Raw genomic sequence first — 15,289 nt, forward strand, 5'->3', positions numbered from 1 at the left:
CGAGTTGTTTATTACCGACCGAAGACGCCCAAGCCATCAAAACCTCGTGTTAATAAAGGCGTTCCTAATAAGTGGAAAGAAAAGCGGGCTAAGAAAATGGGTGCTACTGGCTAAAGTCAACAGTATTGACTACACGCCATCCCTGGCGTTATGCGTTCTGAATGATCTGTCCCGTCTTAAGTTGTTAATCATAATCAGTATCCTATCGCTGAAGGTACGCATTGCGCACCTTCAACAAGGGTTGTTAACCCGTATTCCTCATCCCTGCGGCAATCGCGTTAATCGTTCTTAATAACGGTTTGCGCCAAGGATTTTCGATGCCGTCATCGGCTTGCTCTTCGCGTACCATTTTCAGTAACCGGGCTTGAATGTAGTTTAATGGGCCTAAATAAGTGTTACGGTGTTGTAACGAAGTCGCTAATTCCGGATTATCGGCTAATAAGCGCTCGGTTTCGGTAATATCTAAAACCCATTCCACGCAACGTTTGATGTTCTGCCGCAATCATTTGATGAATAGTTTTGCCAACGTGTTCATCGATGCATAAGGCTGCATATTCGGCGGCAATCGTCATATCAGATTTGCTTAATGCCATTTGCGCGTTACTGAGTAGGTTTCTAAAAAATGGCCAATCGCGGTATAAGCGGCGTAATTGCTTTAGCCTATCTTCTTTACCTGCACACCAGGTTTCAAGACTTGAGCCTATGCCATACCAGGCAGGAAAAGTTTGACGAGATTGCGCCCATGAAAATACCCAGGCAATGGCGCGCACGGAGTTTTTTGATCGGTCTTGTTTTTTTCTATGCGAGGGCCTTGATCCGATATTGAGCTGGCCGATTTCGGTCAGCGGTGTGGCTTCGTAGAAATAGTCTAAAAAGCCGGGTGTATGTTCCGTAAGCTGTCTAAAGCCACGTTCACCGATTTGAGCTAGCTCAGTCATGATGGCTAAGTTATCTGGATGATCGGGCTGTACGTCTTTGACTAAGCTTAAGCTGGCTTTAAGTAGGCCGGTAATGCCCATCGTGAGTTCATACACCGCAGTTTCCATGTTGTTATAGCGATAAAACAACACTTCACCTTGCTCAGTAAATTTGATTTGTCCGCGTACTGTTGCGGGCGGTTGCGCCATAATGGCGTTATGCGTTGGGCCGCCGCCACGACCGACAGTGCCGCCTCTACCGTGAAATAACCGGCAGGCAATGCCTTGTTGATCGGCAATTGCCATGACTTGTTGCTGAGCTTTGTACAAGCCCCAAGCCGACGCTAAGATACCACCATCTTTACATGAGTCAGAATAGCCGAGCATGATTTCTTGCCTTAGTCCTGACGCTTTTAGCAGCGCCTGATAAACAGGATGCGCGAATAGCGTCGATAACACGCTGTCGATGTGGTTTAAATCATTAATGGTTTCAAATAACGGGCTAACGCCGATATGGCAAAACCATTGGCCATTGATACGCCCGACTAAGCCATGTTGCGCAGCTAATACCATGACTTCTAAAATATGGCTTGCCGCATGAGTCATTGAAATGACGTAGCGACTAAAACAGTCACGTCCGACTTCTCTGAGCATTTGCGCCATGACACGGAATAAATCTAAGGTTTCTAACGTTGCAGGCGATAGCGAGGCAGTGTCGTAAATTAAGCCGCCGGGCGTAGCAATGACTTCACCCAATACTTGTAAACGTTGCTCTTCGTTCATGGTTGCATAGTCAAGACCTAATGAGGCGCTGACTATTTCAGCAACCGCGTCGCTATGGCGCGTTGATTCTTGCCGCACATCCATTTGCATCAGATAAAAACCAAATGTACCGACTAATCTTAATAAGTCTTCTAGCTCTAGCGCGGCAATCGCGCCATCGCCGTGGCTAATCAATGAGGATTTGATTAGGGTTAAGTCTTGGTAAAATTCATCGGCACTGAGATAGCCGTGATTTAGCATGGTTTCATAGCTGCCGACTATGCGCTGCTCGTTATGTTCTAGGCGCTGTTCTAATCGGTATTTCATTAAACTTAGTTTTTGCCGGTACGGTTCTTGCGCAAAAGGCGCTTCTAAAACTTGTGCCTGTTCTCCAATTAACGTCCGGTCTTGACTTAAGCTGTCGAAAAACGCTGGGTTAGGTTCACATAACCCATAAGAAAAAGCGAGCTGTTCGCGTAAGGCCTCAATGCGTTTAATGTATTCTTGTAAAATAGTACGCGCTTGTAGACGTAGCGCTAAAGCCGTTGTCTCAGGTTTGACATTAGGGTTGCCATCGCGATCACCGCCTATCCAGGAACCATAGTTGAGGAAGTGTGGGATTTGAATTTGCTGGGCCGCTTCTACGCCGTAAACATCATGTACCGCACGGCTTAAATTACGGTAAACTCTAGCGGTCGCCTCAAACAACGAGAGTGGAAAATAAAACAATCCAGCTTCTATCTCATCGACGACATTCATACTACGCGTTCTGACTTCATCAGTTTTCCATAACAATTGCACATGGCTGGATAAGCGTTCTAAGGCTTGGTCGCGGTAATAGCCTTTTAAACGTGCATCGTCTAGTTGTTCGTAGCTTAAGAAGATTTTGCGTAATGCACTGCGTACGGTACGTCGTTTGGCTTCGGTGGGATGCGCCGTCATGACCGGTAAGTAATGCAATTCGTTTAATAGTACTTGTAGATCCTCAGCGCTTACACCTTGTTGGTGAAAATATAATAAGGTGTCGTGAAACGAACCAGACCAAAAATGTTTGTTATTTTCAATATCTTTGCGTCGATTGCGTAGATTAGTGGCTTCTTCCGCAATATTCAGCAAGCTGAAATATAAGCTAAATGCTCTAATGACTTCGGTGAGCGTATCCGCTGGCAAACCAGTCAGCGTATCGCTGAGTAATTTGTGTTTTGCCGGTGAATCGTCGCGCTGTAAGGCACTAAATTGCTTTTGCAATTGTTCTACCGTTGTCATGATTTTTGGATTGGCTTGCTCTTTTAGCACTTTGGTTAGTTTGCTTTTTAGCGATTTAATGCTGGCCTGCAAGTTTTTGTCGTCGTATTCGGTCATAATATGTCTTTGCCTTTCGAGAAATAGGTTATTAAGATGGGTGATTTTTTAAGTAGTTGAAACTAGATTTTTTGACTACCAACGTAAGACGGGGCAGGGTATTTAGGTTGCGGGTGTTGGTAGCAGGGATGCTGCCACCAAGCCTACAGGGATGTATTCACGGCGTCCTGCAGCCTGAATACCCTGTCCCTGCTAAAGTTTGTAGCCGATTTTTTTAAACGGGTATTACCGAACTTAGCTGAGTGTAATAATGATAAGCCCTAATACAACCCCAGTTTGTATCGCTAACCATTTGATTTTAGATAATAAGTTTCGTTGCTCCCAGGACTGCATCAGCGATATTTGGATTGCAAAAAACCATCGCCACGCGTTACGAGACAGGTATTGCCAACAACGATAAGCAATAAAAATGCCTATTGCCAATGAGCTATAAAAAACAATGAGCTGGCTATGAAACTTGCTTAAGCCCAAGGCTTTATCTAAGAAATGCTCGATAATCGACGCGATAAACTCATAAATGACGTGAGCAATCGTTGCAATATGGTGCAAAAAATCTAAAGGTGCATAGAGGATATAAACAACGAGAGCCAATATGGTCGCTACCTTTATCGGGAGACGTGTGTTGTTAATGTTCATAAGAGACTCCTTGGCTATTCTAATGCGTTAGCTAAAATGGCTTGGTAATCTGCATGGGCTTTAAACAGCGTCGTCGTGGCTTCGGCAACCATCACCATCGCGTCACCGTGAGCCAGTTCGCGTAAGTTAACAAATAACAGCGTGCTGTCGCCCAGCTCAAAACGGTCGTGTTCACCTTGTTCCAATTTTTCTGCGGCTTGCTGTTGCTGTTGGCTTAACTGTATGCGCTGTTTTGCCGCATTCATCGCAGATAAAACGTCTTTTACTTCAGCGGCAACTCGGTCTTCTGCTAATTGCCGTTCCCATTTAAGCCGCTGTACGTTAGCGGCGGCTACTTCGCTACGACCGGTTGCGACCCGGCGCTGTAATGGAATGTCGATGGCTAGGCCTACATACCATTCATCCCTATTTAATTTATCTTTGTTTGGATTTTGCCCTAAGTCTTGTGCGCCTTGAATGACAAGGTCAACACCCGGTGCGCGTTGATTTTGCTGAAATGCTAATTCGGTTTGTGTGTGTTTTTGTTGTATCTCTAAACGACGTAATTCTGGTCGTGCACTGAGTGCTTGCGCAACCGCTTGCTCAAACGCTATTTCATCGGCCTGCGCTGGTCTGGGCAGGTCTTGCGGTAATTGGTCTACTTCAGGTAAGCAGGGCTGGCCCTTGTCGTCGCGCAAATATAACGATAATTGAATCGCACTTTGTTCCAGTAATCTTTGCGCCGCTACTTTTCGTTCGCGGCGTTCGATAATGGCGCGTTGATTATCTAATGCTTCAAATTCTGGTAAATCACCTGCCGCGACGCGCTCTCGAATGCCTTGGTCACGTTGTTCGGCAATGCTTAATAAACGCTCGGCAAACTTTAAGCGTTGTCCGGCTAATATCCAATCCCAATACCGATGTGTCGCTATGCGCCTGACTTCTAATAATGCTTGATCGTAGTCGTGATTGGCGATTAACTGGCTTAATTCGGCTTGCTGTAAGCTGGCTCGGCGCCGGTCAATCTCTCGATTGCGCCACAAAGGTATGCTAACGCCTACGCGTACTTCACCATCGGTGGCCGTCAAGCTTTTACCCTCATAAACCGGGTAATCGCCACTGCCACGTCGCCAACCACCGAAAAAAGTCGTACCACCTAATGCGGTAGGTTGCTCAAAGCTGGCATCAAAGTTTTGGTTTTCATATAACCCGGTCACTGAAAAGTTACTACGCAATTTAACTTGCGTATCGAAACCACCTTGAGCAGTTTGTAACTCGCCTGTCGCTATGTCTTTGCGTTGTTGAGTGGCTAACAAGCCAGGGAAAGCTTGTAAGGCCGAATTTACTACTTCAGTTAAAGTTAATGGTGTCGCGTACAACGTACTTGAATAGCTCAAGATAAAAAATAATATGCGTATTTTTGACATATACTTTGAACGCTCAATTAGGAAGGGTGCGCTGTGCGCACCTTTATAAATCATTAAAAATCAATGATAAGGTCCGCGTAGCGCACCCTACGGCAGCACAAGATACCGAAAACTTGACTGTTCAGAGTATAGAGTGCTTTTACTTGCATTATCGGCAACTGCTCCTGCGTTGCCTACTACACGCCATCCCTGGCGTTATGGTTCGCTAAGCAAAGCAAAAAATCTTAGTCGCGTAAGTTGTTTAACAATGGCATGGGAGTGTATACCTCATTGCTCGCCGTTAAGACTTTTTGGATTACAAAGCTCGCTTTGTGCAATGTTTAAAGCTGAGCAAGGCTCCGGAATCAGAAGTTTAGTTGCGTTACTTATCTGGTTTAGCTGCCGTATCGTTTTTGCTATTCGTTGTTAGCTCAGGTTCCGGCAACACCAATGGTGGAAAGCCATTGAATATACGCCATAATTCATAGCCTAACGTGACACGTCCTAATAATACCCAGCCGTTGACACGAACACCTTGCCGTAAAAACCGTGGATCTGGCCACGGAATATCATTGCTATCGGCAATGATAACAATACGGAAATGCCCTTTACCATCATCGGTAGCATCGATTAAGACGACTTGTCCACCGAACGAGCCCGCTGAAAATTCAGGCCAGCCGCCAAATTGAATAGCAGGGTAGCCTTCAAACTGCAATCGCGTGTGGCTTCCAGTGACAATTAGCGGTAAGTCATTACCGTCTACCCACAACTCCACTGCTCGTTCCTGTGTGTCAGGGACTAAAATAGCTAAAGGCTGTCCTGGTTTAATCATTTCGGCATTAGGATTGGCTAACAAACGAAAAATAGCCCCGTCTCTAGGTGCAACTACGGTTTGAGTATGTTGTCGTGCCAGTTTGGTTTGTAACTTAAACACATCGCCAGCTACCGCGTTCAAGTCTTCTATCGCTTTTTGTAACTCTGCCCGGGTTTTTTCTATTGTGGCAATCGTATCCGCAGCCAATTTTTCCTTATCCGATTGTATGGCTTGTACTTCGCTGCCGGCTGCCAATAACGCAGCTTGTGCGCGTTGTTCGTCAGCTTGGCGTTGGGCAATCTCTAATTGAGCTAATTCTAAGCTTCGTTTGGATACTAAGCCTTTGCCTTGTAAAAGTTGTTGCCGAGTTAAATTTAATTGCGAAGTATGTTTAGCGGCTTGTGTCGCTTCCAGGCTTTGTTGTGCAGCGTTTAAGCGTTGTTTAGCCATGTTAATTCGGGCATCGGCAGCGGCTAAGGCATTGGGCCGTGCTTGCTCAGCCATGGTTAATTGGGTTTTAAACGTTTGCACGCGCGCTTCGTTAGCCGCTTGTTTAGCTTGATAACTTTCCAATTCGCTCTTAATTCGTTGAAAATACAACGGGTCGTTATCAACAATTTCAGCTAATACTTGGTCTTTTTTTACCCGCTCTCCCTCTTTAACTCGCCAATAGGCAATACGACCTTCAACAGTGGCACTAATCGTTTGTTGACGCTCGGCCGGGGTATAAGCGATAACTTTACCCATACCTCTAACGTTTTGTTGCCACGGTGTAAACGCCAGTGCGATAAGTAAGATGCAAAAAATAATCACTAATGAGCGAGCAATTCTATGAGCAAAACAGGCTGTCTCAGCAAATTGCAGTGCGGTTAATGTTCGCATATTAGTCGGTTGCATGGGTGCGGTCTCGTTAAGTTTCAACTAACTGTCCATCAATAATCGCTGCTTGGCGTGAGAAGCGTTGTATGATGGCCGGTTGTTGGCTATTGACTAATAACGTTAAGTGGTTTGGTTGACTACACAAATAATTAAATAAATCGTCTAAGACATCGGGTTTCAGTTTGTCCAGTACACCATCTAACAGCAGTAAGCGCGGTTTGAGCAGTAATGCTCTCGCTAAGGTTAAACGTAAACTTTGCTCAGGTGTGAGCGGTGCGCCGTCGCTTGATAACACCGTGTGCAATCCCTCAGGTAAATTGGAAAGCTCTGAGCTTAAACCGACACTATGCAGGATTTGCCGTATCTCATCGGGCGGTATAGTTCGCGCTAAGCTTATGTTATCGATGATGGAACCTGGAATAATTTCAGCATCGCGTACTAATGCGATGGTATCGCGTAAGGTGCGCAAATTAATATCGCGTATGTCTTGCTCATTGACACAAACATAGCCTTGTGCAGGTTGACGCAAACCAAACACGACATCAAATAAACTACTGTAATCGCGGTTGTGGTTAATCACGATATGTTCGCCCGCCGCTAACCGTAAGTTAATAGCTTGTAAATGCTCTGCCATGCCTGATTTGGGCATAGTCACACTAATAATATTAAGAGTGTATGGCGTAGTTGGGTGGTTTTGATGAGCGCATGACGATTGTTCTTGTGGCAAGTCTAAGATATGGTTGATTTTGTCCAAACTCGTCAATAATTCGTAATAGTTGTCCAGCATTTTGCCTAAACGGGTTAAACCATACACCATAGCACTGACAACTAACTCGGCAGCAATTAATTGTCCTAAACTTAATTGATGCTCTATCACCATCCAGCCGCCCATACCTAATAACGCTGTGCTGGCTAAGGTATGTAAGATTAACGCGCCTATATTTTGCCGAGTTAATATCCGAAAATGATTTTGACACGCTGTTAAATAGGTTTCGGCAATATGCTCAGTTTGAGCATGAATATAAGCATCGCCGTATTCCGATTTTGTTATGACCGGGTTGGTCGCAATTGTTTCTAACCAGGCTAACGCTTTATATTTGGCTTTAGACTGTATGATAGCGGTATCTAAGCCTTGTTGGCCTAAAGTAAATAATATGACACCAAGCAGTGTGATTAATACTAAATCAAACGCTAATAATAACGGATGGTAAAACGCTAATAAAACCATGCCTATCAAGGTTTGCAACACATAGCCTAAAGTTTCCAGCAATAAAACCGCAGCGGTTTTTTGCAGTGTCACCACGTCTAAAAAGCGGTTAGCCAACTCCGGTAAATAAATTTGGTCACGTTGGCTGTAGGAAACGCGTTGCAAACACGTCGCTGCATTACCAAAAATGCGGACAAATATCCGTCGTTGCAGCATTTCGACCACATAAAACTGTAAGCCCGCTAAGCTGTTACTAAAGCCGACTAAAACCAACAATATCAGCGTTAATACAAATAATGGTTGAAGTAAAGCACCAAACGCAATCGTATTGACTAAAGCTTGTACGGCAATAGGCGTGGTCAACGACATTAAGCCTATTCCTATACTATAGGCAACTAATGTGCCGATATCCTTTTGTTCCAATGCAATTAAGTGCTGTAACTGCTCTAAAGGTGATACTTTACTCATGTTTAGATTGAAACCCGGTTGTTTCCTTTGTTGTTTATAATATAGCCTTAAAAAAACAAGTAAAATAGAATAAAACAATTTTTACTATAGATTTTTCCGATGTGAGGCGTATGGAACGACTTAATTATCAACATTTGTATTATTTTTGGGTAGTCGCAAAACAAGGTAGTATTAGTAAAGCCTGTGAAATTCTACACTTAGCTCAGCCAACTATTAGTGGGCAGTTTGCCGTTTTTGAGCAGCATATCGGTTCACAGTTATTGCGTAAGGAAGGCCGTAAGCTAGTATTAACCGACACAGGGCGAACTGTGTTTAATTATGCCGAGGAAATTTTTACGTTAGGGCGAGAGTTAACCCAGACGTTGAAAGGCCATCATACTGATAGAGGCTTGCGTTTACATTTAGGGATTACTGATGCTTTACCAAAGTTAGTGGCTTATCGTTTAATTGAGCCGCTGTTGCGTCAGGCCGAGCCGGTACAGATTTATTGTTATGAAGATAAAACAGAGCGTTTATTAGCTGAAATTGCGTTACATGCCATTGATTTAGTGCTATCAGATATGCCGGCAACGCCAGCTAGCGGTGCGCGCTTGTTTAATCATTTACTAGGCGAAGCTAAGGTCGGTGTGTTTGCTACGCCTAGTTTAGGTGTTCGGTATCAAGATAATTTTCCACGTTCGTTAAATGGCGCACCTTTTTTATTACCGACTACGAATACGGCGCTACGGCGCTCGTTAAATCAATGGTTTGATAGTCAAGAATTAAGTCCAGTCGTCAAAGCAGAAGTAGAAAATAGTGCGCTGTTAAAAACCTTTGGCGCAGCCGGTGTAGGCTTATTTTTTTCACCTATCATTGTAGCTAATCAAATCAATCAGCAATATGGCACTGTCTTATTAGGGCAGATTGAAGGTGTCGTCGAACGTTTTTATGCCATTACCGCGCAACGCAAATTAAAGCATCCATCGGTGGCGGTTATATTGGCTAATGCGCAACAAGGTTTATTTGAGACTGGTAGTACCTGAAACTGCGGTTTTCGCTTGTCTACTTGACTCAAAAAACCGGTTACCAACTATTCAGAACGCAGGACGCCGTAAATACGTCCCTGTAGGCTTGGCGGCAGCATCCCTGCTGCCGACACCTGCATTCTAAACGCCCTGTCCCGTCATAAGTGTGTAGCCAAAAAACTGGCCTAAAGCCGGTTTTTTTATAGCGGATTATTCAGAAAATACACCGTAACTCATTAAGCGTTGATAGCGTTTATCGAGCATATCTTCGACTGGCATGTGTTTTAGTTCGGTTAAATGTCTTAATAAGGCGTCTTTTAAATTTGCAGCCGTTGTTTTAAAGTCTCTATGACCGCCACCTAAAGGCTCTCTGACGACTTCATCGAGAAAGCCTTGTTCGCGGATTCGGTCTGACGTAATGCCCATTGCTTCAGCGGCTAATTGCGATTTATCGGCGCTTTTCCATAGAATCGACGCACAGCCTTCCGGTGATATGACGGAATAAGTGCTATATTCCATCATGATTAAACGGTCGCCGACGCCTATTGCTAAGGCGCCACCTGAGCCACCTTCGCCTATGATTGTGCAAATAATAGGCGTTCTGAGCTTTGTCATTTCAAATAGATTTCTGGCAATGGCTTCACTTTGACCGCGTTCTTCTGCGCCAATACCAGGATAAGCCCCCGGAGTGTCGATTAAGCAGATGATAGGCAAGTGAAAGCGCTCGGCCATTTTCATCACCCGTAAGGCTTTACGATACCCTTCAGGTCTAGGCATTCCAAAGTTACGGTGAATTTTCTCTTTGGTGTCGCGGCCTTTTTGATGGCCTATAATCATGACAGGTTGACCGTCTAAGCGGGCTAAACCGCACACAATAGCCGGGTCATCAGCAAACGCTCGGTCGCCGTGTAATTCCTGAAATTCGGTAAAAATTAAATCAATATAATCAAGCGTATAAGGACGTCCAGGGTGGCGCGATAATTGGGAAATTTGCCAATCGGTTAAGCCGCTAAAAATAGTCTCTGTTAACGCTCGGCTTTTTTCCTCTAATTGTTTGATAATATCGGTAATGTTGATGTTATTGTCGAAATCAACATTACGCAGCTCTTTGATTTTCGCTTCTAATTCAGCGATGGGTTGTTCGAAGTCTAAAAATTTTAAATCCATGGAGCGAAGGCGAAGATGAAATAAACGCAGATTTTATAGAATTTCAGCAATTAATTCTAAATTAATTACAGTTAATTCATTAGATGCTATTGTTTTAACAATAATTGACACAGGGCAGGGAGTTCCGGTGGTTTGCTAGGTGGTGGTGTTTTACTAGGTTTTTTTGCTTCTGCAGAAAAACCACCAAGCTAAGCCAGCATCACAGCCGTCACCGGCGGGTAACGGTTCTTGGCTTTGGCAATGGCGGTTGCCGGACGGGCATTTTAAACGGACATGGAAGTGATCTTCATGTTTCCACCACGGTCTGATTTTACGCAACCAATCGTGTTGAACTTGGCTTAAGCAGAGTTCGCGTTTAATACTGGGATTGACAAAGATTCTATCAACTTCCGGCATACGCGCGGCTGCTTCGAGAATATTAACTTGTGCTTTAGTCCATTCGCGTAGATTAATAGCGTCGGTGTTGCCTTTAAGCATGGATGCCGCGCTCCAGTTCTCCCGCTCTTGTTCGGTTAATAATACCGAAGGCGGGTGCTTTGACAGCATAAACCATATATCGACATCAAGCCCGGTTTGATGGCTGCGATGACCGCTTACAGTAGGGCCGCCGCGTACTTGCCCTAAATCACCGATTAATAACGTACCTAAACCTTGTTGTTGCGTGCTAAGCCCAAGTTTTTGAATAAACTGAATTAAATCAGGATGACCATAAAAGCGTTGTCGGGATAAACGCATCACTTGGTAACCTTGGCCGTTAATAGGCAAGGTATCAGCGCCGGCTAAACAGCCATTCGTATAAGTACCTATGCTTTGAATTTTGCCTTCTAATAACGCGGGTTTGGTTTGTTGCGACCACGGGTTTGCCGATAGATTGCTGCCATAACTCACAATAATAAACAGAATAAGCCGAGTTAATAATGCCATAAATGTTTCCATGTTTGTAATTATTCAGTTCCCCTCCATTTATGGCCTCGATGGTTACAAAACAATAAGTTACCATCATGATGCCCCAAAATGGGGGAGGGGGCCTGAATAATTACCGCGTGTTAATGCTTCGCTAAAATTTTAAGTTGGTAGCTGCCAGAATTATTTTGACTTAATACGTTCGCTAACCACGGTAATACAGTTTTCATCGTAGGCGCTAAAGTCCACGGTGGGTTGATGATAATCATGCCGCAACCGGTCATGCCATCGTTTTCACTATCCGGTCTTATACACAGTTCAACTAGCAATAAATCATTCATACCGCTGTTTTGTAAGGTTTTTTCTAGCGTGCGAATACGACTACGCTTGATGACCGGATACCAAAGCGCGTAAACGCCAGTAGCAAAACGTTTATGGTATTCGATAAGTGCATCAGTGACTTGCCGGTAGTCTGATTTTAATTCGTAAGAGGGGTCTACTAAAACGAGACCCCGTCGCTCTATCGGGGGTAATAGCGCTAGCGTTTGTTTAAAACCATCATCATGATAAATTTTAATGTATTTGTGTTTAGGCAGTGCGCGCGCGAGTAATTTAATTTCGGTGTTATGTAATTCACAAGCGATTAAACGGTCTTGTGGTCTTAATAATTGCTGAGCGATTAACGGTGAACCAGGATAGCGTTTTAGCTGTGTAGGAGGATTAAACCGCTTAATCATTGTTAAATAGTCTGATACAGCATCAGGTAGGTCTTGGCGTTGCCATAACTGGCCTATACCTTCGTCGAACTCGCGATTTTTTTGTGCTTGCTCGCTAGTCAGTGAATAGTCACCAGAGCCAGCATGAGTGTCGATATAGCAAAAACCTTTATCTTTTTGTCGTAAATAGTTCAGTATTTGAATTAACACCGTGTGCTTTAACACATCGGCGAAATTTCCTGCGTGGAATTCGTGTTTGTAACTTAGCATGTATGAGTTGGGTGAGGTTTAAACGACTTTTCCGATAATCGTCATGGCGATTTCGAACGCGATTAAACCGATGATGATTAATTCGAGTATCGAGGAATGCCGGTGTTTTTGCTCATCGGCTAGCATTTCAAAGAGCTCGTGTATGGTTTCTAGCTTTTTGGCGAGAACTTCAGTGCGCGGTACGATTTCTAAATATTTTGCAGCAATGCTGTAATACGCTTCATATTCAGGATATTCCCAGAAAAAATCCGGCGTATCTAATAAATCAAAATTTAAAATAATATCGCTTTTAGTTAAAAATAATTGCCCTCGAATTTTAGCAATATTACGACGGCTGAGTTTAATATCGCCGCTTTCGGCCAGCGATTTAGGTAAATAGCGCGTGTTATTAATCGTCGTAATAGCATGAGTTTCAAACGAGGCTAGCTTAATCGATTGCGCCATCGCTTGTGATAGCGAAAATAGCAGAATAGGGTCGGAGGATTCTATCTCGATGTGGTCTTCGATAATACGCGTAGTTGCGCAGTCTATGGCAAAAGTAAAGTTATCTTCCTCTACGGTAGCGAGTGGGTTGTCCGCGTGTTGCAATAATAATTGGCGTAACCGGTTATGTTGTTCTTGGGAAACATTCCACTGCACGATAGCGCCGTAGGAAAAAACGACAATCCAAGAATTATCATCTTCAATCAGTAACGCGCCTTTGATGATTCTTATCAGGGTTGAATCAGACAGTAGCTTGGCGAGTGCGCTAATATCAAAGCTCTGTGCTAGACAATATGCCGCGCACGTCATGGTCTTGGCATTTTCGGACATGGGAGAGTCTCACAGTTAAGTGCAGGCCGATTTTGAGTAGCTTCAGCCTGCTTGATAGAGCGCAGGATTATAAACAATTGCTTATTAATCGGCTATTTTTAACAGCCAGCCATCTTCGCTTTCACAATGCGTGAATTTTGCGTTGACGACAACGTCGATGCGCGCATAAGTATTAACTAAGTTGTCGGGTAATTTGCCTTTAAACAAGAAAAAAGGGTCTATAAATTCCCCAACCACTTCTACGGGCTGTCTTTTTACCGTGACGGCAACTTGTTCAGTTGATGCAATATTAACAACGGTAAACGAAAATTCAGCCCCTGGTTTTACTGTTGCCAAATGTGCTGGGGTAAAGTCGTTGATATGCGCTTTAATACAATCGCTAGGACCGCCAGCGTTTGCGGCATTGGCGCGCGCATTACCGCCATGACCTTGGTGCATTTGACCGGCATAGAGTGGTGCGTTGATACAAACTAAGCTGATGAATAATAACGTTAATTTCTTCATAGAGGCTGCCTATAATTGTTGTTATGTTAATGCTAAGATTAGAGCGAGCACTATAACGTTGATTACCCTAACAGACAATGACAGAGTGGGACATGAAAAGCTATTGTTAATTTGTGGGGTAAGGTAGATGCGATGTGAGGGTGTTGAAGAACTCACGCAAGAAGACCGCGATTGGGATACGATTTAAACTGTAAGGCGAGAACTAATATAAATGCATTAGGGTGATATGACTTGGTTTTGTATTTTGTTAATTTAACATAATATAGATTATGCGAAGTAATGTAACTTACGATTCTGCCGAAAATACATTGTCATCAAGTAGTAACCGCCTGATCGTTGGTTTGTGCCTTGCCTAACGACAGTGAATTGATTGAAAGAATTACCTACACAAACCATAGACGATGTCTCACTGTCATTACGTTAAGCATTTCGACCATTAACTCAATTGCAGAGTGGATAATGGTGGGCAGAATAGCGTTATCCAACCGGCTATTTTGCCTAAGGGCTTTGTTGTAAGTGCATCAATTTTGCTTGGGTACTTTCCAAAATAAAATCTCTTAAAAAAATACTGGCTTTTAGTATTTCTACACCGATTAACTCGCCGTTTGCATTCAGCTCAGCGGTAATATTGGGGCTGATTTCCATGCTTGCCATTTCTTCGCCATCGGTTATAGCGAGATGAATAACATCTTGGTCTGGGAAATAACGCATTTTGGGATTATTCATGGCTAAGTCTTCCTGTAGTTAATCTAAATTTAATTTGTTGCCGCGTGGTGGCGTGAATCGTGACGGGAGTTATGGTGTTTTCTGTTTCTTCGTAAGGAATCATCACCAGTTTATTCGCGTGGTCGCCAATGACCACAAAACGATAACTTTCGGAGTCAATATAGCGCTCTGGTGAATAGCGGATAATTTTTTCAATTAAGTCTAAATCAAAGCCGCGTAATTGCGCTCTGTATTTGAGGTAATCGGTGAAAATCAAGCTTTTTTCGCTCATTGCTACCTATTTTATGTATTAACTGCGTTGGTGATACAACTATAGCTTAAGCACTACAATTTTGAGCATCTAAAAAAAAGCCCAAAACCAGGACTGCCTCTCCTTCAAGGGCACACATCAGGGTAGTCAATATGCTTCGGATAGCCATAGAGCTTTGCTAAAGGAGTTCGGTATTCGGCAAAGTATGAGCCGTATAAAGGTACAATTGTGATAACGCCGTATCAGAAAGCTTCTTCCATACGCTCAAAACCGAGTTGATATACCACAAGACCTATCAAACTCGATCTGTGGCTAAAAAGGCTGTATTTGAATATATTGAGGTCTTTTACAACCGTGAGCGAATGCATTCAGCTCTTGAATCATCTTTATTTCTAAGCTGCCTGTGCGGCAGTAAACAAAAGTCTCACTATTACAGCGATGGTGACCAATTTTCTAAGCTGCCTGTGCGGCAGTAAACTCGCCTGGAGTCCAAAAGGTACGGATTA

General features: G+C 43.7%; 14 protein-coding genes and 1 pseudogene. 2 read left to right on the forward strand and 13 right to left on the reverse strand.

Annotated features, from left to right (window positions below; all coding sequences use genetic code 11):
- Positions 1–244: 244 nt before the first annotated feature.
- The 6 genes from VZ94_RS28340 to VZ94_RS07365 all read right to left on the reverse strand — a co-directional run bounded on the left by VZ94_RS28340 (position 245) and on the right by VZ94_RS07365 (position 8,430).
- Positions 245–478: a phosphoenolpyruvate carboxylase gene (locus VZ94_RS28340; RefSeq protein ID WP_239649721.1), complete on the reverse strand. Its 234-nt coding sequence runs from the start codon at positions 476–478 to the stop codon at positions 245–247.
- Positions 429–3,041 carry a phosphoenolpyruvate carboxylase gene (gene ppc, locus VZ94_RS07345; protein ID WP_239649722.1) on the reverse strand — a complete coding sequence of 871 codons (2,613 nt, stop codon included), beginning with the start codon at positions 3,039–3,041 and terminating at the stop codon, positions 429–431. Before ppc ends, VZ94_RS28340 begins: the two co-directional genes overlap by 50 nt.
- Before the next feature lie 234 nt (positions 3,042–3,275).
- Positions 3,276–3,677, reverse strand: coding sequence for a hypothetical protein (locus VZ94_RS07350; protein WP_045778738.1), 402 nt, complete (start codon positions 3,675–3,677; stop codon positions 3,276–3,278).
- A gap of 14 nt (positions 3,678–3,691) precedes the next feature.
- Complete coding sequence (locus tag VZ94_RS07355) at positions 3,692–5,083, reverse strand: TolC family protein (protein ID WP_045778747.1); 1,392 nt, start codon at positions 5,081–5,083, stop codon at positions 3,692–3,694.
- A 361-nt stretch (positions 5,084–5,444) separates the two neighbouring features.
- Entirely contained in the window at positions 5,445–6,773 is a 1,329-nt protein-coding gene (locus tag VZ94_RS07360) for an HlyD family secretion protein (RefSeq protein WP_045778748.1), read from the reverse strand.
- Positions 6,774–6,786: 13 nt separating this feature from the next.
- The gene (locus VZ94_RS07365; RefSeq protein WP_045778739.1) at positions 6,787–8,430 is read right to left on the reverse strand and encodes an ATP-binding cassette domain-containing protein; all 1,644 of its coding nucleotides are present in this window, start codon (positions 8,428–8,430) and stop codon (positions 6,787–6,789) included.
- A 110-nt stretch (positions 8,431–8,540) separates the two neighbouring features.
- Between VZ94_RS07365 and nhaR the strand changes: the two genes are divergently transcribed.
- Positions 8,541–9,452: a transcriptional activator NhaR gene (gene nhaR / locus VZ94_RS07370; RefSeq protein WP_045778740.1), complete on the forward strand. Its 912-nt coding sequence runs from the start codon at positions 8,541–8,543 to the stop codon at positions 9,450–9,452.
- A gap of 192 nt (positions 9,453–9,644) precedes the next feature.
- On the opposite strand, the gene accA is transcribed toward nhaR, so the two are convergent.
- The 7 genes from accA to VZ94_RS07405 all read right to left on the reverse strand — a co-directional run bounded on the left by accA (position 9,645) and on the right by VZ94_RS07405 (position 14,804).
- Positions 9,645–10,601 (reverse strand): acetyl-CoA carboxylase carboxyl transferase subunit alpha, encoded by a 957-nt coding sequence (gene accA / locus VZ94_RS07375; protein ID WP_045778741.1) that lies wholly within the window; start codon positions 10,599–10,601, stop codon positions 9,645–9,647.
- Positions 10,602–10,754: 153 nt separating this feature from the next.
- Entirely contained in the window at positions 10,755–11,525 is a 771-nt protein-coding gene (gene mepA, locus VZ94_RS07380) for a penicillin-insensitive murein endopeptidase (RefSeq protein ID WP_338040298.1), read from the reverse strand.
- 122 nt (positions 11,526–11,647) lie between these two features.
- Positions 11,648–12,490: a 23S rRNA (adenine(2030)-N(6))-methyltransferase RlmJ gene (locus tag VZ94_RS07385; protein ID WP_045778742.1), complete on the reverse strand. Its 843-nt coding sequence runs from the start codon at positions 12,488–12,490 to the stop codon at positions 11,648–11,650.
- Positions 12,491–12,508: 18 nt separating this feature from the next.
- Positions 12,509–13,303, reverse strand: a complete 795-nt coding sequence (locus tag VZ94_RS07390) for an RMD1 family protein (protein WP_045778743.1) — start codon at positions 13,301–13,303, stop codon at positions 12,509–12,511.
- Positions 13,304–13,387: 84 nt separating this feature from the next.
- Positions 13,388–13,807: a hypothetical protein gene (locus tag VZ94_RS07395; protein ID WP_045778744.1), complete on the reverse strand. Its 420-nt coding sequence runs from the start codon at positions 13,805–13,807 to the stop codon at positions 13,388–13,390.
- Between the two features lie 498 nt (positions 13,808–14,305).
- Positions 14,306–14,533 (reverse strand): DUF2283 domain-containing protein, encoded by a 228-nt coding sequence (locus tag VZ94_RS07400; protein ID WP_045778745.1) that lies wholly within the window; start codon positions 14,531–14,533, stop codon positions 14,306–14,308.
- Complete coding sequence (locus VZ94_RS07405; protein ID WP_045778746.1) at positions 14,526–14,804, reverse strand: hypothetical protein; 279 nt, start codon at positions 14,802–14,804, stop codon at positions 14,526–14,528. The genes VZ94_RS07400 and VZ94_RS07405 overlap by 8 nt, the downstream gene beginning before the upstream one ends.
- 118 nt (positions 14,805–14,922) lie before the next feature.
- On the opposite strand from VZ94_RS07405, the pseudogene VZ94_RS24295 reads away from it, so the two are divergent.
- Positions 14,923–15,259 (forward strand): annotated as a pseudogene (locus VZ94_RS24295) (IS3 family transposase); the annotation flags it as partial.
- Positions 15,260–15,289 lie beyond the last annotated feature (30 nt).

Source organism: Methylocucumis oryzae, assembly GCF_000963695.1.
Taxonomy (GTDB): domain Bacteria; phylum Pseudomonadota; class Gammaproteobacteria; order Methylococcales; family Methylomonadaceae; genus Methylovulum; species Methylovulum oryzae.

Excerpts from the sequence above, each read along its gene's own strand:
- VZ94_RS07395 (WP_045778744.1), bottom strand. The coding sequence starts at position 13,807 with ATGAAGAAATTAACGTTATTATTCATCAGCTTAGTTTGTATCAACGCA.
- VZ94_RS07405 (WP_045778746.1), bottom strand. The coding sequence starts at position 14,804 with ATGAGCGAAAAAAGCTTGATTTTCACCGATTACCTCAAATACAGAGCG.
- VZ94_RS07385 (WP_045778742.1), bottom strand. The coding sequence starts at position 12,490 with ATGCTAAGTTACAAACACGAATTCCACGCAGGAAATTTCGCCGATGTG.
- nhaR (WP_045778740.1), top strand. The coding sequence starts at position 8,541 with ATGGAACGACTTAATTATCAACATTTGTATTATTTTTGGGTAGTCGCA.
- ppc (WP_239649722.1), bottom strand. The coding sequence starts at position 3,041 with ATGACCGAATACGACGACAAAAACTTGCAGGCCAGCATTAAATCGCTA.
- VZ94_RS07355 (WP_045778747.1), bottom strand. The coding sequence starts at position 5,083 with ATGTCAAAAATACGCATATTATTTTTTATCTTGAGCTATTCAAGTACG.
- VZ94_RS07350 (WP_045778738.1), bottom strand. The coding sequence starts at position 3,677 with ATGAACATTAACAACACACGTCTCCCGATAAAGGTAGCGACCATATTG.
- VZ94_RS07390 (WP_045778743.1), bottom strand. The coding sequence starts at position 13,303 with ATGTCCGAAAATGCCAAGACCATGACGTGCGCGGCATATTGTCTAGCA.
- VZ94_RS07400 (WP_045778745.1), bottom strand. The coding sequence starts at position 14,533 with ATGAATAATCCCAAAATGCGTTATTTCCCAGACCAAGATGTTATTCAT.
- mepA (WP_338040298.1), bottom strand. The coding sequence starts at position 11,525 with ATGGCATTATTAACTCGGCTTATTCTGTTTATTATTGTGAGTTATGGC.
- VZ94_RS07365 (WP_045778739.1), bottom strand. The coding sequence starts at position 8,430 with ATGAGTAAAGTATCACCTTTAGAGCAGTTACAGCACTTAATTGCATTG.
- accA (WP_045778741.1), bottom strand. The coding sequence starts at position 10,601 with ATGGATTTAAAATTTTTAGACTTCGAACAACCCATCGCTGAATTAGAA.
- VZ94_RS07360 (WP_045778748.1), bottom strand. The coding sequence starts at position 6,773 with ATGCAACCGACTAATATGCGAACATTAACCGCACTGCAATTTGCTGAG.